At 60.2% G+C, this 20,154-nt stretch carries 15 protein-coding genes; 12 read left to right on the top strand and 3 right to left on the bottom strand.

What is annotated here, in order from left to right; translation table 11 throughout:
• Positions 1 to 8: 8 nt before the first annotated feature.
• Positions 9 to 1,556: a class I adenylate-forming enzyme family protein gene (locus MKZ87_RS02980; protein ID WP_266200243.1), complete on the bottom strand. Its 1,548-nt coding sequence runs from the start codon at positions 1,554 to 1,556 to the stop codon at positions 9 to 11.
• A 445-nt stretch (positions 1,557 to 2,001) separates the two neighbouring features.
• Here MKZ87_RS02980 and MKZ87_RS02975 point away from each other — a divergent pair, with 445 nt between their 5' ends.
• The 4 genes from MKZ87_RS02975 to tspO all read left to right on the top strand — a co-directional run bounded on the left by MKZ87_RS02975 (position 2,002) and on the right by tspO (position 6,949).
• Positions 2,002 to 2,544 (top strand): DUF3833 domain-containing protein, encoded by a 543-nt coding sequence (locus tag MKZ87_RS02975; protein WP_234205324.1) that lies wholly within the window; start codon positions 2,002 to 2,004, stop codon positions 2,542 to 2,544.
• Between the two features lie 25 nt (positions 2,545 to 2,569).
• Complete coding sequence (locus MKZ87_RS02970; RefSeq protein ID WP_234205326.1) at positions 2,570 to 4,108, top strand: cryptochrome/photolyase family protein; 1,539 nt, start codon at positions 2,570 to 2,572, stop codon at positions 4,106 to 4,108.
• 161 nt (positions 4,109 to 4,269) lie between these two features.
• The gene (locus MKZ87_RS02965) at positions 4,270 to 6,444 is read left to right on the top strand and encodes a hybrid sensor histidine kinase/response regulator (protein WP_085696103.1); all 2,175 of its coding nucleotides are present in this window, start codon (positions 4,270 to 4,272) and stop codon (positions 6,442 to 6,444) included.
• 58 nt (positions 6,445 to 6,502) lie between these two features.
• The gene (gene tspO / locus MKZ87_RS02960) at positions 6,503 to 6,949 is read left to right on the top strand and encodes a tryptophan-rich sensory protein TspO (RefSeq protein WP_266200291.1); all 447 of its coding nucleotides are present in this window, start codon (positions 6,503 to 6,505) and stop codon (positions 6,947 to 6,949) included.
• A gap of 10 nt (positions 6,950 to 6,959) precedes the next feature.
• Here the strand turns inward: tspO and MKZ87_RS02955 are convergent, their stop codons facing one another.
• Positions 6,960 to 7,868, bottom strand: coding sequence for a helix-turn-helix domain-containing protein (locus tag MKZ87_RS02955; protein WP_085702045.1), 909 nt, complete (start codon positions 7,866 to 7,868; stop codon positions 6,960 to 6,962).
• A 162-nt stretch (positions 7,869 to 8,030) separates the two neighbouring features.
• Between MKZ87_RS02955 and MKZ87_RS02950 the strand changes: the two genes are divergently transcribed.
• The 5 genes from MKZ87_RS02950 to MKZ87_RS02930 all read left to right on the top strand — a co-directional run bounded on the left by MKZ87_RS02950 (position 8,031) and on the right by MKZ87_RS02930 (position 14,275).
• Positions 8,031 to 9,389: a glutamine synthetase family protein gene (locus tag MKZ87_RS02950; RefSeq protein ID WP_085696443.1), complete on the top strand. Its 1,359-nt coding sequence runs from the start codon at positions 8,031 to 8,033 to the stop codon at positions 9,387 to 9,389.
• A gap of 176 nt (positions 9,390 to 9,565) precedes the next feature.
• Entirely contained in the window at positions 9,566 to 10,654 is a 1,089-nt protein-coding gene (locus MKZ87_RS02945; RefSeq protein WP_085702044.1) for a polyamine ABC transporter substrate-binding protein, read from the top strand.
• The gene (locus MKZ87_RS02940) at positions 10,651 to 11,952 is read left to right on the top strand and encodes an NAD(P)/FAD-dependent oxidoreductase (protein ID WP_085702043.1); all 1,302 of its coding nucleotides are present in this window, start codon (positions 10,651 to 10,653) and stop codon (positions 11,950 to 11,952) included. Before MKZ87_RS02945 ends, MKZ87_RS02940 begins: the two co-directional genes overlap by 4 nt.
• Before the next feature lie 99 nt (positions 11,953 to 12,051).
• Positions 12,052 to 13,707, top strand: a complete 1,656-nt coding sequence (locus tag MKZ87_RS02935) for an intermembrane transport protein PqiB (RefSeq protein WP_085702042.1) — start codon at positions 12,052 to 12,054, stop codon at positions 13,705 to 13,707.
• A gap of 16 nt (positions 13,708 to 13,723) precedes the next feature.
• Complete coding sequence (locus MKZ87_RS02930) at positions 13,724 to 14,275, top strand: PqiC family protein (RefSeq protein WP_085702041.1); 552 nt, start codon at positions 13,724 to 13,726, stop codon at positions 14,273 to 14,275.
• On the opposite strand, the gene MKZ87_RS02925 is transcribed toward MKZ87_RS02930, so the two are convergent.
• On the bottom strand, positions 14,233 to 15,546 hold the full coding sequence (locus MKZ87_RS02925) for a sensor histidine kinase (protein WP_085702040.1): 1,314 nt from the start codon (positions 15,544 to 15,546) through the stop codon (positions 14,233 to 14,235). The genes MKZ87_RS02930 and MKZ87_RS02925 overlap by 43 nt on opposite strands.
• Positions 15,547 to 15,765: 219 nt before the next feature.
• Between MKZ87_RS02925 and MKZ87_RS02920 the strand changes: the two genes are divergently transcribed.
• The 3 genes from MKZ87_RS02920 to MKZ87_RS02910 all read left to right on the top strand — a co-directional run bounded on the left by MKZ87_RS02920 (position 15,766) and on the right by MKZ87_RS02910 (position 20,042).
• Complete coding sequence (locus tag MKZ87_RS02920; RefSeq protein ID WP_371918954.1) at positions 15,766 to 16,527, top strand: histidine phosphatase family protein; 762 nt, start codon at positions 15,766 to 15,768, stop codon at positions 16,525 to 16,527.
• A 279-nt stretch (positions 16,528 to 16,806) separates the two neighbouring features.
• Complete coding sequence (gene arnT / locus MKZ87_RS02915) at positions 16,807 to 18,516, top strand: lipid IV(A) 4-amino-4-deoxy-L-arabinosyltransferase (RefSeq protein WP_085702039.1); 1,710 nt, start codon at positions 16,807 to 16,809, stop codon at positions 18,514 to 18,516.
• A complete protein-coding gene (locus MKZ87_RS02910) occupies positions 18,513 to 20,042 on the top strand; it encodes an ArnT family glycosyltransferase (RefSeq protein ID WP_085702038.1) in 1,530 nt (509 codons plus the stop codon). Before arnT ends, MKZ87_RS02910 begins: the two co-directional genes overlap by 4 nt.
• The last annotated feature ends 112 nt before the right edge of the window (positions 20,043 to 20,154 follow it).

Genomic DNA, 20,154 nt, shown 5'->3' with positions numbered 1-20,154 from the left:
GTCCTCGGTCAGATGCGGCGTTCGCTGTTTTGCCAATAGGCATCGCGGATCAGGCGGCGGACCACCTTGCCGTTGGGGTTTTTCGGCAACTCGCTGACGAAATCCACGCCGCGCGGTTTCTTGAAGCCGGCCAGGATCCGGGCGCAATGCTCGATGATTTCGGTTGCGCTGATCTCGGCGCCGGGCTTGAGTACGATGACGGCGTGCACCGCTTCGCCCCACTGCTCGTCGGGGACGCCGACCACCGCCGCCTCAAAGACCTGCGGCAAGGTGTAAAGCACCTGTTCGACCTCGGTCGGGTAGACGTTGAAGCCGCCGGAAATGATCATTTCCTTTTTGCGGTCGACGATGAATACATAACCCTCCTCGTCCACCGTCGCCAGGTCGCCAGTGAGGTAGTAACCGTCGCGCATCACCTCCGCGGTCAGCTGTGGCGCCCGCCAGTAGCCCTGCATGATGTCGGGCCCCTTGACGACAATTTCGCCAATCTCACCGGGCTTTACATCGTCGAATTCATCATTGACCACCCGCAGGTCTGTCTCGAAATAACAACGCCCGCACGAGCCCAGACGCCGGTAGTCACCGTCCTCGCACAAGTGATCCTGTTCGGTCAGCACGGTCACCAGCGAGCAGGTTTCACCTGCGCCGTAACCCTGCGCCAGAATCGGCCCGAACACCTCTATAGCGCGTTTTACCAACGACGGTGCCATGGGCGCGGCGCCATACATGAGCAGGCGCAGACTGCTCAGGTCATACCGTGACACGTCTGGGAGATTCACCAGCCGATTGATCATCGCAGGGACCAGAAACAGGCGCGTTACCCGTTCGCGCTGAATGCTTTCCAGCAACTGCCGATCGTCGTAACGCTCCAGCAGCAGGTTGCAGGCACCGACGGCCAGCAACGGCATCAACTGCATGCCGCTGGCATGGGTGATCGGACCGACGTGAGCCATGACATCGCCCGGCACTGCTCGTCGCGTGGGGCTGGCGATACTCTTGCGGATCAGCGCCTTGCGGTTGCCGACGCTGAGCATGGCAGCCTTGAGCACGCCGGAACTGCCAGAGGTGTAATGCAAAACGGCGAGGGTGTCGTCAGGCAGATCACAGCTGACAGGCTTGTCAGAGCCTTGGCTGAGCAAGGTCGGATAATCGATGTCGGCGCCACCTTCGTCCAGCGATACGATCAAGCGCAGTGCAGGCACTTCGGTACGTCGGGCGATCAGCGCTTCGGCGAATGCCGCCGTGGTGATCAGCGCCACGCTGCAGGAGTCGTTGAGGATCTGAACGACTTCATCCAGCGACAGCCTTGCGTTGATCGGGACCTTGACCAGCCCAGCCTTGTAGAACGCCACCTCGGCCTCCACCAGCTCGACTCGGTTGGGCGCAAGAATGCCGACATGCTCACCGGTGCGGATACCCTTCTCCAGCAGGCTGGAAGCAAGCTGATTGGTGCGTCGCTCAAGCTGAGCAAATGTAAGCCGGCTTCGGTGATCAATGACCGCCATATGCTGCGGCCAGTACTTGGCACTTCGACTAATTATTTTTCCGAGGTTCACGTTGTTGTTCTCGTCGACAGTAAAAACCCGATCGATGCTAAACAGCGCAAACCCAACGGCGGTAATAACAGTTACGGATGGGGGCTATAACGTTTTTGACTGGAGCACGATGGATCCGTTGAGCAAGACCTCACGAGCGTCACGATCACTATTCGTCCCGTCCCCCGCTACTCAACCAAGCCTTCACGTCGTGATGTGAGGCTTCGGATACACACGAAAAATTGCCGCTTCATTGTCAGGTGCTGTTTTTCCGCCTATCTTGTTTAATACCTATACAAAATGATCTTATGCGTACAACATTTTCTGCTGCCAACCTATTTTTACGGGCCCTCCTGCCGCGAGAAAGCGAAATTTGATGGCCACAACCCTGTACGTGCGATGCATGGCGTACAAGAAAGCGGGGCGAATACTTCCCCCGGTACCTCTGCAATCAGGAAGTAAGGCAATGTCTCGATTACTGCTGTTACTGACACTGATGCTCAGCATCGCAAGCTGCACCGGCGTGGATGTCAACCGTTATGCCGATCAACAGCCAGCCCTGGATCTGCATCGTTTTTTCAGCCAGCCCGTCAAGGCCTGGGGAATGTTCCAGAAGCGCAGCGGCGAAGTGACCAAGCGTTTCGAAGTCACGATCGTCAGCCGTCGCGAAGGCGACAACCTGATTCTCGACGAGCGCTTCCTGTACAGCGACGGTACCCGCCAGCAGCGCGTCTGGACCTTGACGCCCGAGGGCCAGGGACGCTGGAGCGGTCGCGCCGGCGATGTGGTCGGCGTGGCCCAGGGCCAGATTGCCGGGAACGCCCTGCACTGGCGTTATCGCCTGAACCTGCCCGTCGACGATTCGACCTATGAAATGAGCATGGACGACTGGATGTATCTGATGGATGAGGACACGTTGATCAACCGCACCAGCATGTCCAAGTTTGGCGTGGAAGTCGGTCAGGTGACTTTGTTCTTCCGTCGTCAGGGCACAGAAGCAAGCCCATGATCCGTACAACGCAGAGCTCAGTTGAATGAACGCAACCCGCCGTCTGTGCCTGGTACTGGGCGACCAGTTGTCCTTCGACCTGGCTTCATTACAGGCACTCGATGCCGAGCGCGATACGGTGTTGCTGGTCGAAGTCATGGAAGAAGCCAGCCATGTGCCCCACCATCCACAGAAGATTGCCCTGATCTTCAGCGCCATGCGCCACTTCGCCAAGGCGCTGCGAGACCAGGGTGTACGTGTTGAATATGTCACCCTGGATGACCCAGATAACCGCGGTTTGGTGCCGGGTGAGTTACAGCGCTGGCAAGCGCTGTTGCAGGCCGAAGAAGTGCACGTCACCGAGTGCGGCGACTGGCGGCTGGAGCACTCGATGAAGGAATGCGGCTTGCCGATTCACTGGCACGCCGATACGCGTTTTCTGTGTAGTCGCGAAGAGTTCGCTGCATGGGCCGAGGGCAAGAAACAGCTGCGCATGGAGTTCTTCTACCGGGAGATGCGTCGCAAGAGCCGCTTGCTGCTCAATGGCGACGGTTCGCCAGTGGGCGGCGCGTGGAATTTCGATGCCGAGAATCGCAAGGCCCTGCCCAAAGGCGTGAAAGCCCCCTACCCCGCGCGCTTCCATAACGACGCCATCACCAGCGAAGTACTGGCACTGGTCAAGGCGCGTTTCAGCCAGCACTACGGCGCGCTCGATGACTTCAACTATCCCGTCACCCATGCCGATGCGCAGGCACTGTGGGCGTACTTTCTCGATTACGGTCTGGCCGGGTTTGGCGATTACCAGGACGCCATGGCCAGTGATGAGCCGTTCCTGTTTCATGCGCGCATCAGCGCAGCACTCAATATCGGCCTGCTGGACTTGCGGCAGCTGTGCAGCGACGTGGAGTCGGCATACTGGTCCGGCAGCGTTGCGCTCAACGCCGCCGAAGGCTTCATTCGGCAACTGATCGGCTGGCGTGAATATGTGCGAGGCGTGTATTGGCTGAAAATGCCCGATTACGCGCTGGGCAACTCGTTCGGCAACACCCGGCCACTGCCCGAGTTCTACTGGACCGGCGATACGCAGATGAACTGCATGCGCCACGCCATCGGGCAAAGCTTGCAGCACGCCTACGCGCATCACATTCAGCGGCTGATGGTCACCGGCAATTTCGCCCTGCTCGCCGGTATCGCACCGAGCCAGATCTGCGAATGGTATCTGGCGATCTACATGGATGCCTTCGACTGGGTCGAGCTGCCCAACACACTGGGCATGGTCATGCACGCCGATGGCGGTTATCTCGGTTCCAAACCCTATTGCGCCAGCGGCCAGTACATCAATCGCATGTCGGATTACTGCCGCGATTGCACGTACAAGGTCAGCGAAAGCACGGCGGACAATGCCTGCCCGTTCAATTCGCTGTACTGGCATTTCCTGATGCGCCACGGTGAGCTGCTGCGGGGCAATCAGCGCATGAGCATGATGTACAAGAACCTCGATCGCATGCCGCAGGCCAGGCAAGAGGCACTGTGGCAACGCGGCGAGAAGCTGTTGGCCCGCCTGGACAAGGGGGAGTCGATCTGAACTCGGTGTTCGCCCGAAACCATCGGTGAAACTTAACGACGGCGCCACCTGTCAACGAATGAACAGCAATCAAGCCTGACCGTTTTGCGATGACCACTGTCCCAGTCCGGCCTGTCCGCCCCATGAAACCGGCCCCTGAAAAACCTAACAAAGCAGGTGAGATGGATACCCTCAAACACCTTACTCGCGAAGCACTTGAGTCCGAGGTAAAGCGATTACGCGCCGCGCTGCTGAGCAGTGAAGTCGACACTGAGCAAAATGTGGCGGCCCAACTGCAGGCCAGTAGAGCTGCGCTCGCCCGCAGTGAGGAACGCTTCAGCACCATTCTGGAAACCATCGAATCGGCATTTGCCATCGTCAAAGTCAAATTCGACGCCAACGACGATCCCGTCGACTACTACTTCGTCGAGGCCAATCCGGCGTTCGAGCGCCAGTGCGGGGTCAACCTGCGCGGCAAATGGGTTACCGAATTCGCGCCCAATCTGGAACGCTTCTGGTTCGAAACCTACGGCCATGTGGCCAAGACCGGGGAACCGGCGAACTTCGAAAATTACGCCAATACCTTTGAACGCTGGTTCGATGTGCGCGCCGTGCGGGTCGGCGATCCGGCCGACCGGCAGATCGCGATCCTGTTCAACGACGTCACCGAGCGACGCGATGCCGAGGAGCGCTTGCGCGCCAGTGAAGCGATCGCCCGGGAGAACGTCGAACGCGTGCAACTGGCCCTCGCTGCCGGTGCCATTATCGGCACCTGGCATTGGGACCTGCTGACTGATCGTTTTGCCGTCGACGAAGGCTTCGCCCAGGTGTTCAACCTCGACCCGAGTCTGGGGCGCGAGGGCCTCAGCCTCGAACAAGTGATCACCAGCGTGCACCCCGACGATCGGGATGCGCTGACCACGGCGATCGACGAAGCCATTGGTCGCGGCGGCGCCTATTCCCATCAGTACCGCGTGCGCCGCGCCGACGGCAGATACCAGTGGATCGAAGCCAACGGCCGCGTTGAGTGTGCCGATGACAACAAACCACTACGCTTCCCCGGCGTCCTGATCGACGTCGAGGAACGCCGCACCGTTGAGGCGGAGCGCGACGGGGCTATCGCCGCCTTGCGTGCGCTCAACGACACACTGGAACAGCGGGTGTCATCGCGCACCGCCGAGTTGATGCAAGCGGAAGAAAAACTGCGTCAGTCGCAGAAGATGGAGGCGGTCGGCCAACTGACGGGGGGCCTGGCTCATGACTTCAATAATTTGCTGGCCGGCGTTTCTGGCGCGCTGGAATTGATGGGGACGCGGATCAGTCAGGGCCGGTATAGCGAAGTCGACAAATACATGGTCACCGCTCAGGGCGCGGTCAAGCGTGCTGCTGCCCTCACCCACCGCCTGCTGGCGTTCTCCAGACGCCAGACCCTCGATCCGCGCCCCACTGACGTCAACATGCTGATGACCGGCATGACCGAACTGATCCAGCGCACCGTGGGCCCGAGCATTTTTCTGGAAACCATTGGCTCGCCGGAGCTCTGGCCGACGCTGGTGGATGCCAGTCAACTGGAAAACGCGCTGCTCAACCTGTGCATCAACGCCCGCGATGCGATGCCCGATGGCGGACGCATTACCATTGAAACGGCCAATCGCACCATGGATGCCGAGACCGCCGCCGCGCTGGATATTCCCGAAGGTGAATACGTGTGTCTGTGCGTCACCGATACCGGCATCGGCATGTCGGCGGATGTGGTCGCCAAGGCCTTCGACCCGTTCTTTACCACCAAGCCGCTGGGCCAGGGCACGGGGCTCGGGCTGTCGATGATCTACGGTTTCGCCAAGCAATCCGGCGGCCAGGTGCGCGTGCACTCGCAGGTCGACCGGGGCACCACGATGTGCATCTACCTGCCGCGTCACTGCGGCGACCCCGTGCACAGTCTCGATGACAAGCACATCGCACCGGCTGTAGTTCCCAAGGCCAGCGAGACCATTCTGGTGGTGGACGATGAACCCACGGTGCGCGCCTTGCTGACCGAAGTGCTTGGCGATCTCGGCTACAACCTGCTTGAGGCAAGCGACAGCGTTGCAGGCCTGAAAGTGTTGCAATCGAACGTGCATATCGACTTGCTGATCACCGACGTCGGCCTGCCGGGTGGCATGAACGGCCGACAACTGGCTGACGCCGGCAGAGAGATCCGGCCGAACCTGACGACCCTCTTCATTACCGGTTACGCGGAGAACGCAGTGATCGGCGCCGGTCAACTGGGCCCCGGCATGCAGGTGCTGACCAAGCCCTTCGCGATCGACACGCTGGTGGCGCGGGTCAGTGAATTGATGTGCTCAAGATCCGAATGAACGACCGCTGCGGCGGAACAAACCAGGCAGACGGGCTGCGGCCAAGGAGTATGAAATGGTGACTTTCCTGATTTTCCTGATCGCCTGCGGCGCGGCCGCAACCACCGGCATGGTTTTCAAGCCAGGCCAATGGTACGCGCAGCTCGACAAACCGAAGTTCACCCCGCCCAACTGGGTGTTTCCGGTGGCATGGACGACGATCTACCTGCTGCTGGCCTGGGTTGGCTACCGCTTGACCCTGATTCCCGGCAGCGAAATGGTGTTGGCGTTGTGGGCGGCGCAGATTGCCCTGAACACGCTGTGGACACCGGTGTTTTTCGGTGCCCAGCGGATCGTTGCCGCGATGATCATTCTCGTACTGTTGTGGCTGGTCGTCGCCGTGATGGTGGTGCTGGCCTTGCGCCTGGATGTCATCACCGGGTTGATCCTGTTCCCTTATCTGGCCTGGCTGTGTGTCGCCGCGGCGCTGAACTTCTCGATCGTGCGCAATAACCGGGTGAATTAGTGTGCGCCCGTCACAAAGACGACGAGCGCTTCAAGGTCTCGCTCGGCAACTCCTTGAACATCGCCCGGTAACTGCTTGAAAAGCGGCCCAAATGCCAGAACGACCAGTTCATCGCGACTTCTGCCACTGTCGTATCTGCCGGCGAGCGTTTGAGCAATTCTCGCCGGGCACTGTTGAGCCTGCGCAAACGCAGCCAATGGCTCGGCGACATCCCCGTGTACGCCTTGAACGTCTGCTGCAACTGGCGCAGGGAAACTCCGGCGACCCGCGACAGTTCCAGCAGATTCAGGGTTTGCTCCGGTGAATCTGCCGCCCACTCGCCCACGCGCTTGAGGGTGATTCGTTCTTCGGCGCGACGCTGCAAACCACCGCCGTCCAGGCACACGCTCGCGTTGTCGAGGATGAACAGGCAGTCCTCCAGCAACTGCTGGGTCAGCGCTTCTTTGCTTGGTTGATCAAGGGTTTGCGACAACTTCGTGAGTGTCGAGCTTAACCAGCGACTGAACAATCCGTTCTGCGCGCCATTGAGCGGCGCCATGAACAGACCTTCCAGCCTGGCCATGTCCAACCCATTGCGCTGGACGAATTGCGGGCCGAACACCACGGCGATCTCCTGGTAGTTCTCCGGAGTGATCCAGATGTTGCGGCTCTCTTCATTGAGCAGATAAAGCGCGTTGTCGCTGCGATCGAAACAGAACGCCAGCGAGCCTTCCGGCGCGCTGAAATTCTGCTCGACCCGGGTGTTCATCTGTTCTTCGTAGACCTCCACACCCTGCAAGTCCAGATAACGGATCTGCCCGGCGAAATGCCCCGGCGACATCTGCTGGTAATGCTGAACCCAACCCGGCGTGGCGCGGATCTGTTCGGTGACATCGGCGGTGTTGAAAGCTTGAACCTGTAGCGGATTACACGTCGTCATGGGAGACCTTGCGCACTCTTTTGGTGCGCTTTGGTACTGCTGAAAGTGGATAGATGGAACGTCAAGGCCCGCCCAAGATAGTCGTCAACGCGCCACAGGGGAAGCCTGCGAAAGATGAAATCGCTTTTCCCCCGCGTCAACAAAACCAACGACGAGGTCTTTATGAATGCCCCTTTCGATCAGCTGTTCACATGGCTGAAAGATCACAAGATTACCGAAGTGGAATGCGTGGTCAGCGACCTGACCGGCATCGCCCGCGGCAAGATCGCACCGACCAACAAGTTCCTGCATGAGCGAGGCATGCGCCTGCCGGAAAGTGTGCTGCTGCAAACGGTAACCGGGGATTTTGTCGACGACGACGTCTACTACGATCTGCTCGATCCGGCCGACATCGACATGGTCTGCAAGCCGGTGAGCGACGCGGTGTACGTGATTCCGTGGGCCATCGAGCCGACCGCCATCGTCATCCACGACACCTTCGACAAGTTCGGCAACCCGATCGAACTGTCGCCGCGCAACGTGCTCAAGAAAGTCCTGCAGCTGTACACCGACAAAGGCTGGAAGCCGATCGTGGCGCCGGAAATGGAGTTCTACCTGACCCAGCGCTGCGAAGACCCGGACTTGCCGTTGAAGGCACCGCTGGGCCGTTCCGGTCGTGCCGAGAGTGGTCGTCAGTCGTTCTCCATCGATGCCGCCAACGAATTCGATCCACTGTTCGAAGACGTTTACGACTGGTGCGAACTGCAAGGCCTGGACCTGGACACGCTGATCCACGAAGACGGCCCGGCGCAGATGGAAATCAACTTTCGTCACGGCGATGCGCTGGATCTGGCCGACCAGATCACCGTGTTCAAGCGCACCTTGCGTGAAGCCGCGCTCAAGCACAACGTGACCGCAACCTTCATGGCCAAGCCGATCGGCGACGAGCCCGGCAGCGCCATGCACCTGCATCAGAGCGTGGTCGAGATCGCCAGCGGCCAACCGATTTTCGCCAATGCCGACGGCAGCATGAGCGACCTGTTCCGCCACCACATCGGCGGCCTGCAGAAATACATCCCGAAGGTGCTGCCGATGTTCGCGCCGAACGTGAACTCGTTCCGCCGCTTCCTGCCGGACACTTCGGCGCCGGTCAACGTCGAGTGGGGCGAAGAAAACCGCACCGTCGGCCTGCGTGTGCCGACCTCCGGGCCTGAGGCGATGCGGGTTGAAAACCGTTTGCCGGGTGCTGACGCCAACCCGTACCTGGCGATCGCGGCGAGCCTGCTGTGCGGTTACATCGGCATGGTCGAAGGCGTCGAGCCGAGCGCTGCCGTCGAAGGCCGGGCTTACGAGCGCCGCAACCTGCGCCTGCCGATCACCATCGAAGAAGCCCTGACCCAAATGGAAGAGTGCGACACCGTCGCGCAATACCTGGGCAGCAAATTCGTACGCGGCTACGTCGCGGTGAAACGCGCCGAGCATGAAAACTTCAAGCGCGTGATCAGTTCCTGGGAGCGGGAGTTCCTGTTGCTGAGCGTCTGATTAAAACAACAAAAACCAACCCACGATCGTTCCCACGCTCTGCGTGGGAATGCAGCCCGGGACGCTCTGCGTCCCAAGAGCGGACGCGGAGCGTCCATTGAGGCATTCCCACGCAGAGCGTGGGAACGATCAGCAAGAGTCGCCTGAAAAATCCAATAATTCGAAGAGGTGTCGATATGCGTCTGTTGAAATCCTTGATCCCCGCCGCTCTGGCCCTGGCGTGCAGTGCCGGTGCCATCGCCCAACCCCAGGTCAGCGTCTACAACTGGACCGATTACATCGGCGAAACCACCCTCGCCGACTTCCAGTCCACCAGCGGAATCAAGGTGATCTACGACGTCTTCGACTCCAATGAAACCCTTGAAGGCAAACTGCTCGCCGGCCGTACCGGGTATGACGTGGTGGTGCCGTCAAACCACTTCCTCGCCCGTCAGGTCAAGGCCGGTGCATTCCTCAAACTGGATCGCTCGCAGCTGCCGAACTGGAAAAACCTCGACCCGAAACTGCTGGCCCTGCTTGAGAAAAACGATCCGGGCAACGAGCACTCGGTGCCATACCTGTGGGGCACCAACGGCATCGGCTACAACGTCGACAAGGTCAAGCAAGTGCTGGGCATCGATCACATCGATTCCTGGGCCGTGCTGTTCGAACCGGAGAACCTGAAGAAACTCACCCAGTGCGGCGTGTCGATGATGGACTCGGCCGATGAAGTGTTCCCGGCCATCCTCAACTACATGGGCATGGACCCGCGCAGCGAAAAACCCGAAGACTACAAGAAGGCTGAAGAGAAACTGTTGAGCATCCGGCCGTACATCACCTATTTCCATTCCTCGAAATACGTGTCCGACCTGGCCAACGGCGACATCTGCGTGGCCTTCGGTTACTCCGGCGACGTGTTCCAGGCCGCCAACCGCGCCAAGGAAGCCAAGAACGGCGTGAACATCGCTTACTCGATTCCCAAGGAAGGCGCGAACCTGTGGTTCGACCTGCTGGCGATTCCTGCCGATGCCGGCAACACCAAGGAAGCCCACGCCTTCATCAATTACCTGCTCGACCCGCAAGTGATCGCCAAGGTCAGCGCCTCGGTCGGCTACGCCAACCCGAACCCCGCGGCCAAGCAATACATGGATGCCGAGCTGGTCAACAATGCCGAGGTCTATCCGTCCCAGGAAGTCCTCGACAAGCTCTATATCTCCTCTACCCCGCCTCAGTCGATCATGCGTCTGATGACCCGGTCCTGGAGCAAAGTGAAGTCGAACAAATGAATCAGTACACCCAGGAACACGCCCTCTCCTATTACGCCGCGTCGGCCCGTGCCAGCACACCCTATCCGGAACTGGCGGATGACCTGATCGCCGATGTCTGCGTGATCGGCGGCGGTTTCACCGGCGTCAACACGGCCATTGAACTGGCGCAGCGCGGGCTCTCGGTGATCCTGCTCGAAGCCCGGCGCATCGGCTGGGGCGCCAGCGGGCGCAATGGCGGGCAATTGATTCGCGGGATCGGTCATGACGTCGAAGGTTTCTCACGGCATGTCGGCAGCGAAGGCGTGCGTTACCTGCACCGGGCCGGGATCGACTCGGTGGAGCTGGTGCGCCAGCGCATCACCGACAACGCCATCGAGTGCGACCTGCGCTGGGGCTTCTGTGAGCTGGCCAACACGCCGGCGCAGTTCGACGCCTTCAAGGCCGAGCAGGACAGTCTCGCGCAGCTGGGTTATCGCCATGAAACGCGGCTGGTTGCCCGTGAGCTGATTCGTCAGCAAGTGGTGAACGCGGGTGCCTACAAGGGCGGCCTGATCGACATGGGCTCGGGCCACTTGCACCCATTGGATCTGGTGCAGGGCGAAGCGCGGCTGGCAGCCACCCTCGGGGTGCGGATTTTCGAGCAGAGCCCGGTGCTGAAAATCGTCCACGGCTCGACCGTTCAGGTTCGCACTCAGAGCGGCACCGTGCGCGCTGGCAGCCTGGTGCTCGGCTGCAACGCGCACCTGGACGAACTCGAACAGCAACTCAGTGGCAAGGTGCTGCCCGCCGGCAGCTACATCATCGCCACCGAACCGCTGTCGGCGGCGCGCGCCGCCGAACTGATTCCGCAGAACCTGGCGCTGTGCGACCAGAAAGTCGGCCTCGACTACTACCGGCTCTCGGCGGACCGCCGCTTGCTGTTCGGCGGCGCCTGCCATTATTCGGGACGGGACCCGGCGGACATCGCCGCCTACATGCGCCCGAAGATGCTCAAGGTCTTCCCGCAACTGGCGGACGTACGCATCGACTACCAGTGGGGCGGCAAGATCGGCATCACCGCCAACCGTTTCCCGCAGGTCGGTCGACTCAAGCAACAGCCGAACGTGTTCTACGCCCAGGGCTATTCCGGCCACGGTCTGAACGTCACCCACTGGTGCGCCAAGCTGTTGGGTGAGGCGATCCACGCCGGTCACAGTCAGGGCATGGACGTGTTCAGCCACGTACCGCACATGACCTTCCCCGGCGGTCCGGCGCTGCGCTCGCCATTGTTGGCACTGGGCATGTTCTGGTATCGCCTGCGAGAGTTGTTGGGATAAGGCGTCCTGCACATTTGCTCTATCGCGAAGCACTTCTATATTGATGAAGTGCTTTGGCGTTCCTGACGCTCAGTGCCCGATACACTCTGGAGGTCATGGATGGAGTCGTCAGCCGCCGATCAACCGCGAGCGCCCGGCCAGGCGTCGGTCAAGACCCGCCGTTTCAGCATTTCGCTGGTGTGGATCGTGCCGATCATCGCGGTGCTGGTGGGCATTTCGCTGGTAGTGCACAACCTGATGCAGGAAGGCCCCAGCATCATCGTCACTTTCAAGACCGGCAGCGGCCTGACCGCCAACAAGACCGAGGTCAAATACCGCAACGTGGTGATCGGCCAGGTCACGGATGTCGAGCTGAGCAACGACCAGAAACACGTCAACGCCACGATCAAACTGGCCAAGCAGGCCGAAACCTTTACCCGCGCAGACTCACAGTTCTGGGTGGTGCGCCCGCGCATCGGTGCGGGCGGTGTCTCGGGCATCGACACGTTGCTGTCCGGTGACTACATCGGCGCCGACATCGGTCAGTCCAACTCGCGCGCAAAACACTTCAAAGGCCTGGAAAACCCGCCGCCGATCACCTACGGCGAACCAGGCAAGCGCTTCAACCTGCACGCCTCGGACCTCGGCTCGCTGGACATCGGCTCGCCGGTCTATTACCGCAAGATTCCAGTCGGTCAGGTGGTGGCCTACGCACTGGACGCCGATGGCAAAGGGGTGAACATCGAGGTGTTCATCCACGCGCCAAACGATGCTTTTGTCACCGAAAACACCCGGTTCTGGAACGCCAGCGGCATTGACGTCAACGTCGGCGCCAACGGCTTTGCGGTGAAAACCGAATCGTTGTCGACCTTGCTGGTCGGCGGCATCGCCTTCCGCGCGCCGGAGTACAGCCCCAACGATGTCGCTGCCGCCGAAGAAAAAACCTATGACCTGTTCGACGATCAGCAAACCGCCCTCGCCCCGCCCAACGGCAAGGCGCAGTACCTGAGTTTGCGTTTCGACCAGGCGCTGCGCGGGCTGAAAGTCGATGCGCCGGTGGAATTTCTCGGCATCGAGATCGGCCGGGTGGTCAGCGTCAACCTCGATTTCGACGCGAAAAAACGCAGCTTCCCGCTCAACGTCGGCATCGTGATCTACCCCGCACGCCTCGGCCAGGCTCATATCAAGATGCTCAAGGCACTCGAGCACAATCCGGACGACGAAGCGGCGGCCGTGCGCCTGATCGGCACCTTCATCGACAACGGTCTGCGCGCCCAGGCCCGTAGCGGCAACCTGCTGACCGGCCAGTTGTACATTGCCCTGGACTTCTTCCCCAAAGCCGAAAAAGTCGCGTTTGACCCCACTGCCCGCCCGGTCAGCGTTCCGACCGTCCCCGGCAGCCTCGAACAGTTGCAGGAAAAACTCGAAGCGATGGTCGACAAACTCAACAAGCTGCCGGTGGAACGGATTGCCGGCAACCTCGACAGCAACCTCGTGGAATTGCGCAAAGGCCTGGCCCAGTTCAACGCCAAGACCCTGCCCGGCGTGCAGAACACCCTCGCCGACGTGAGCAAGACCTTGCAATCGGCCAGTTCGACCCTGGCCGAAGATTCACCGCAACGCGAACAACTGAGCCAGACCCTCGACGAGCTCGGGCGCATGTCCCGTTCGCTGCGTGAGCTGTCCGATTATCTGGGCCGTCATCCGGAATCGTTGATTCGCGGCCGTCCCGACAACGCCGCGCCACTGGACCTCAAAGGGCCGCCGCGCAACTGAGCACAGGAGCTGTCCCATGGCTTTGAAGCTGAAGTTCACCGTGCTCTCGATCAGCTTGTTGCTCGGCGCGTGCAGCAGCGCCCCGATCAGCTTTCATACACTGACGCCGACGCAACCGGTGGCCGGCCGCGCTGATTCGGAGATCGCCATCGAAAGCATCAGCGTGCCGCCGCAGGTCGACCGGCCGCAAATCGTGATCCGCCAGGGCAACAGCGGCCTGGCGATTCTTGAGACCGAATGGTGGGGCGCGAGCCTCAGTGATGAATTGCGCAGCGCGCTGGTGGATCAACTGAGCAATGCCGGCGGCGCGCGCAAAACGTCCGTGCGCATCGATGTGCAACGCTTCGATTCGATTCCCGGGCAATACGGGCTGATCGACGTCAAATGGCGCCTGCGCCAGGCCAACGCCGGGGACGATGCCCTGCTCGCCTGCCGTTCGCTGCTGCAAACCCCGTCCGGACCGACCATCGACGATCTGGTGGTGGCCCAGCAGAACAACGTCAAGCGTCTGGCTGCGCTGATCAGTCAGGCAGCGGGCACTACGCGCGGCTGTCCACCGTCCTCTTGAGGAACCGGGCTCAGCGAGACGGCAAAACGACAACCGTGGGGCTCGCGCGTGGTGAGCCGGACTTGCCAGTGCTCCCGGTTGCAGATCCGCTGCACCAGTGACAATCCCAGTCCTAGCCCCTCTCCTCGACGCTCGTCACCGCGCACGAACGGCTGAAACATCGCTTGTCGCTGCTCCTCCGGAATACCGATGCCGCTGTCTTCGACCACAAAACCGTTTTCCCCGACGCTCAGCCTGACAAAACCCTGATCGGTGTAATGCCAGGCATTTCGCAGCAGGTTGCCCATTACTGACTGCAAGAAGGTCTGGTTGTAGCGAGCCGCGCCGGCCGGGTTGATGTCGCAGAAAAAATCGAGCCCTTTTTCGCGGATCAGCCGACCCCAGATTTCACTTTGGACCCGCGCTACCTCCTCAAGCGTGACGCAAATGTCACCACCGGTATCCTCCTGCGAGCGGGCGAGCATGAGGAAGGTGTCCACCAGCTGACACATTTCATGGCTGGCCCGGGCGATACGGTTGACCTGCGCGGCCGAACGCGCATCGAGCGACGGATTGGCGAGCAGTAATTCGCAGGCGCCGCCGAGCACCATCAACGGTGTGCGAAGCTCATGGCTCACGTCGCTGGTAAAGAGCTTTTCACGGCTCAGCGTTTCGCGCAGCCGGCCCAGTGTCTGATCGAACGAGAGCGCCAGTTCCCCGACCTCGTCCGCCGCGTAGTCCGGATGCAGGGGCGGCGCCAGCACCAGCAGCTGGTCGCGGTGACGAACCTGGCGTGCCAGCCGAATGACCGGGGCCATCACGCGCCGTGCCAGCAATCGGCCCAGCACAATCGCAAGCAGAATGCTCAGAATGAATCCCACCGCGACCACAATGAACAACAGACGCTCACGCTGCTCGAGACTCTCCTGATCACGCAACAGCACGTATTTGCGTCCACCCACCATCTCGACCATGGCGAAAAAACCGTCACCCTCGAACATGACCTCCTGAAACCCCGGTGACAGAGACGCCAGTGACGGAACCAGCGCCATCGCACCCGGCCCGCCTTCGAAGAAAAACAGCTCGCTCTTTTCCGGTCGATGGCTCCAGCGACTGATGTCATCCATAGCCAGCAAACGATGCAGACCGCCCATCAAGGTCGTGGCGGTCAACTTGTGTTCCACCACATGCACGGTGGCAACGATTCCCAGCGCAAATACGCCGGCCACCAGCGCACTCATCGAGGCGAATACGATGACGATCCGTTTCGTCAGGCTTTGCTTGAAATCCATTCGGCTGGAGGACTCCACCTCTGTTGTCAGACTCAGCGGTCAACATCAGGTGTGTACTCAGTAGATGTGACCGAACAGATTCAGCTTCACCTCAAACAGCAACAGTTGTTAAGCCAGCCCGGTAAAAAAAGCGTATTTGAGTCTGGTTATCAGAAACTTGATTAATTGCACACTTTCTACTCTCGCAAATTTTTCACATGTTCTTCACTGCGGCCCAACGTGAACAGCTCCAACATTCAGCCAGCATTCAAGTACGCAACCATAAAGTTGATTAAATCGCAGGCCACTCGCGCCTGCGAAGTTAAGGGGTATGGCGTGGAGCGACAGATGCTGTTAACAGCAGTCTATAAACAACGTCGAATATTGCGACTTGGAAAACTGCTGACGGTTATCGGTGCAGGGGTTGCGATTGCACTGGTCAGCGGCTTCGTCTGGGTAACCCGCTCGCCCATTGATCTGGGCCATGCGGGGAAGGCCTCAAGAGCTGATTGGACCAACGCCTGGCAGGCGGGCGAAGTCGTGGCGCTGGTGCGCCATGCTGAACGTTGCGACCGCTCCGACCATGTTTGTCTGGGCCCGGAAGACGGTATCACTCAGGTAGGCAATGACTCGGCTGCGCGGGTGGGCAAGGGTTTTGCGAGGCTGGGCATGCAGCAGGCGCAGGTGTTGACCAGCCCGTTGACCCGGACCGTGCAAACGGCGCGTGCCATGTTCGGGCAGGACGCTACTGCCCAGACCTGGCTTGAATCCTGCGGTCCGTCGCTGCGTAACGAGGTGGTGGCGCACAAAGTTGCGCAACGCAATCTGGTGCTGATCACCCACAGCGGCTGTATCAGCGACTTTGAAAAACAGACCGGTTTCCCTCACGCGATCGCCGCTGATTATGGAAGCACGCTGTTTGTTCGCCTTGATGCCAAGGGGCAACTTAAAGTGCTGGGTATTCTGGATGCCGAGGCCTGGTCTCAACTCAATAGTGATTAACGCCTTGGACAGCTAATTGACAGTTCCGAGTTGTATTCAATCAAACAAAGCAGACTTCATTAAATTGTAATAAGCGGTGTACCTGCCCCCGATTTACTGGACAGCTGTTTTTTTCAGGCTTTGCTGTATCGCGAGTACTTCGGCCTGGAGGTACGGCAGTTCTCTGGATACAGGAAATGCCCCGACACCTGCATTCATTCAGCACGATGACACGCTCGCTCAGGAACACGCCGGGCAGGTCATCGACATCAGAATTTCGTACGGTACCAAGGCTTTGTCATGACGTCTGAGAACAACCCGCTGCGACACGCTGCCCTCTTGTCCCCGGCAACAACTATCGAACGCTGGGCCATCCCCGGCCTGATTCTGGCGTTCGTGGTGTTTTACCTGCTGCCGTTGATGAACCACGGCCTGTGGATCCCCGATGAAACCCGCTACGGCCAGATCAGCCAGGAAATGCTGCTGAGTGGCAATTGGGTAGCCCCGCATTTCATGGGCATCCGTTATTTCGAGAAACCGATTGCCGGCTACTGGTTGATTGCCATCGGCCAGGCGATTTTCGGTGACAACCTGTTTGGCGTACGCATTGCTTCGGCGCTGAGTACCGGAGCCAGTGTCTGGCTGACTTATCTGCTGGCCCGTCGACTCTGGAACAACCCTCGAATCAGCCTCGCGAGCGCCCTGCTGTACATGAGTTTCGGGCTGATCGCCGGTCAGGCGGGCTATGCCAATCTCGATCCGCAATTCACCTTGTGGGTCAACCTGAGCATGGTGGCTGCGTGGTTTGCCATCGACAGCCGCACGCCCCGCGCTCGCCTGGGTGGCTGGGTCCTGCTCGGCGTCGCATGTGGCATGGGTCTGATGACCAAAGGCTTCCTCGCCCTGCTGTTGCCGGTGCTGATCGCACTGCCCTACATGGTCTGGCAACGACGGTTCGGTGAGCTGGTGCGTTACGGACTGGTCGCTATGGCGGTCTGCGCCCTCGTCAGCCTGCCTTGGGTATTGGCAGTCCATTACCGGGAACCGGACTTCTGGCGGTTCTTCTTCTGGCACGAACACATCCGTCGCTTTGCCGCCGGAGACGACGCGCAACATGCCCGTCCGTGGTGGTTCTACCTGCCTTTGCTGTTTGCCTCAACCCTGCCGTGGGCGCTGCTGCTACCTTCGAGCTTGCTGCGCATGTGGCGCGAAAGGGGTGAGGCAAAAATTGCGTACCTGGCACTGTGGTTCCTGCTGCCACTGGCCTTTTTCAGTCTGAGCAGCGGCAAACTTCCTACGTACATCATGCCGTGCCTGCTGCCCGTCGCGCTGTTGATGGGGCAAACCGTGGTCAGGTGGCAGGATCAACGCAATGGCCGGATCCTGCGCCTGAACGGTGTGATCAACACGGTGCTCGCCAGTGTTGCGTTGGTGGCCCTGCTCTATCTTCAGGCCAGGAAAGAAATCTACGAAAACACCGAGATGTTCAGCCTGTCGCTGGCTTACATCGTGGTGATGGGCTGGATCATCGCCAACGCCTTGCAAGTGCTGCGGCCACTGACGTTGTGGGCAATGCCGGCATTGGGTATCGGACTGCTCGTAGCGTTGCTGCCTGCGGCCATGCCGGCGCAGATCGTCAACAGCAAGATGCCCGATCAGTTCATTGCCGAGCATCAACGGGAACTGAGTGAAACCGCGTCCCTGCTGAGCAACGATCTGGGCGCGGCCTCGGCGCTGGCGTGGCGCCTGAAACGCCCGCAAGTGGACCTGTTCAACACCATCGGCGAATTGAAATACGGCCTCGAAGACCCGGCCATGTCGGCACGCAAAGTCACCCTGGACAGCGTCGACCAGTGGATGACCGACGCGCGGAAAAAAGGCGCCGTCGGTGTGGTGTTGCGCGTCAACAGCACTCAGGAAGAGCAGGAAGTAGAACGGCTGCCGGTGGACGGCAAGCATTATCGGCGCGGCAATCTGCACATTTTCATCTTTGCGCAGGGTCAACCATGACGGTGCGCAACAATGACCGCACCGCCCTGCTGCTCCTGCTGGCCGCCAGCGCCCTGATGTTGCTGTTGGGCCTGGGCAGCCGCGAACTGTGGGGCGCGGAAACCCGCTGGGCCAACATCGCGTTGCAGATGCTGCAAAGCGGCGATTACTTCGATCCGTACCTCAAGGGCGATCCCTATTACGACAAGCCGTTGCTGTCGTACTGGCTGATCACCGCAACCGCAGGGTTGACCGGTGGCCTGGATCACTGGTCGCTGCGTCTGCCTTCGGTGCTGTCCGCGTGGTTGAGCGTGTGGCTGGTGTATCGGCTGGGCGAGCAGTTGTTTCGCAAGGGCACGGGGCTGATCGCCGGGTGGATGCTGGCAACCACCTTCTACTTCGTGTTCTGGGCACGGGTCGCCACGGCCGACATTCTGACCGTGTGCGGGGTGCTGGCAGCGGTCTGGTGGTATTGGCGCGGGCCGGAGGACACCCGTTTTTCGCGTTACGTGGTGTTCTGCTGTTTGCTGGCCCTGACCTCACTGTTCAAGGGGCTGATCGGCTTTATCCTGCCGGGGCTGGTGCTGCTGCCGCACCTGTTGAATGACCGCCGCTGGAAGCGTCATCTCAATCTGAGACTGCTCGCCGCGCTGTTGATTGCCGGGGTGTTCTACATGACGCCGTTCCTGCTGTCCCACCTCTACGGCGCGCCGAATTACGGGCAAAGCGGCCTCGGGCTGGTATTGCGGGAAAACGTCGTGCGGTTTTTCCAGCCATTCGACAATATCGGCCCGATCTACACCTATTTACTGTACCTGCCGATTTATACCCTGCCCTGGGCGCCGTGCTGGATCGTTGCCTTGTGGGTCGCGGCGCGGAACTGGAAACACATCGAACCGGACACACGCTGGCTGATTCAGGGCCTGGGATTATTAATGCTGTTCTTCACGGCCAGCGGCAGCCGACGCAGTTATTACGTGCTGCCACTGGTGCCGTTCGCGCAACTGCTCGGGGCGTGGTGGATCACCCGGCGCGCGGCGGTTCGAAATGGCGCAGGCCCGTTCGACGGGCGTGGCCTGAAAATCGCTTTCGGCGTGGCTACTGCCCTGCTGCTCGGCATACTCGGTGTGCTTTACCCGTGGACCAACAGCGGAGGCGGTGTAATCCGTTTCGGCGAAACCGTCCTTCTGCAAGCCAGCCAACGCGCACCGTTGAGCCAATGGCGCCTGGTCATGGTCGACGTCGACAACAAAGTCCCCTTGTACCTGCAGACGGGCGGCGCGCCGTTCTACTACGTACCGGAAAACCGGGATTTCCCCCGCGACGGCGATACCGCCGCCATGTTCGCCTGGCTGGAACGCACCAGCGGTCAGCATTGGGATCCGCAACGAACCCTCTTTGTCGCCCAGTACCGCACCGGCGATCCCATTCCGCTGAATCACCTCAGCCGCGACCATCAAGTCATCACCACCACGCCCACGCGCGGCGAACAGCTGTTCCACGGCCGGGAAGATCAAAGCGTGGCCTACCTCCCCCAACGTTTCTGAAAGACAGCGCCGGGTTCGCCCGGCGTCCCCGCCAAGTGACTGCTAACCTGAATGGCAATGACATGTATTAACGGTTGGTTTGACGATTTTTTCTCATTTGCTTCTCTACATT

This window comes from Pseudomonas sp. MCal1 (assembly GCF_026341415.1).
In the GTDB taxonomy this organism is placed as follows: Bacteria; Pseudomonadota; Gammaproteobacteria; order Pseudomonadales; family Pseudomonadaceae; genus Aquipseudomonas.
Note: the sequence above shows the minus strand (reverse complement) of the source record. Positions and strands in the feature narration are given on the sequence as shown.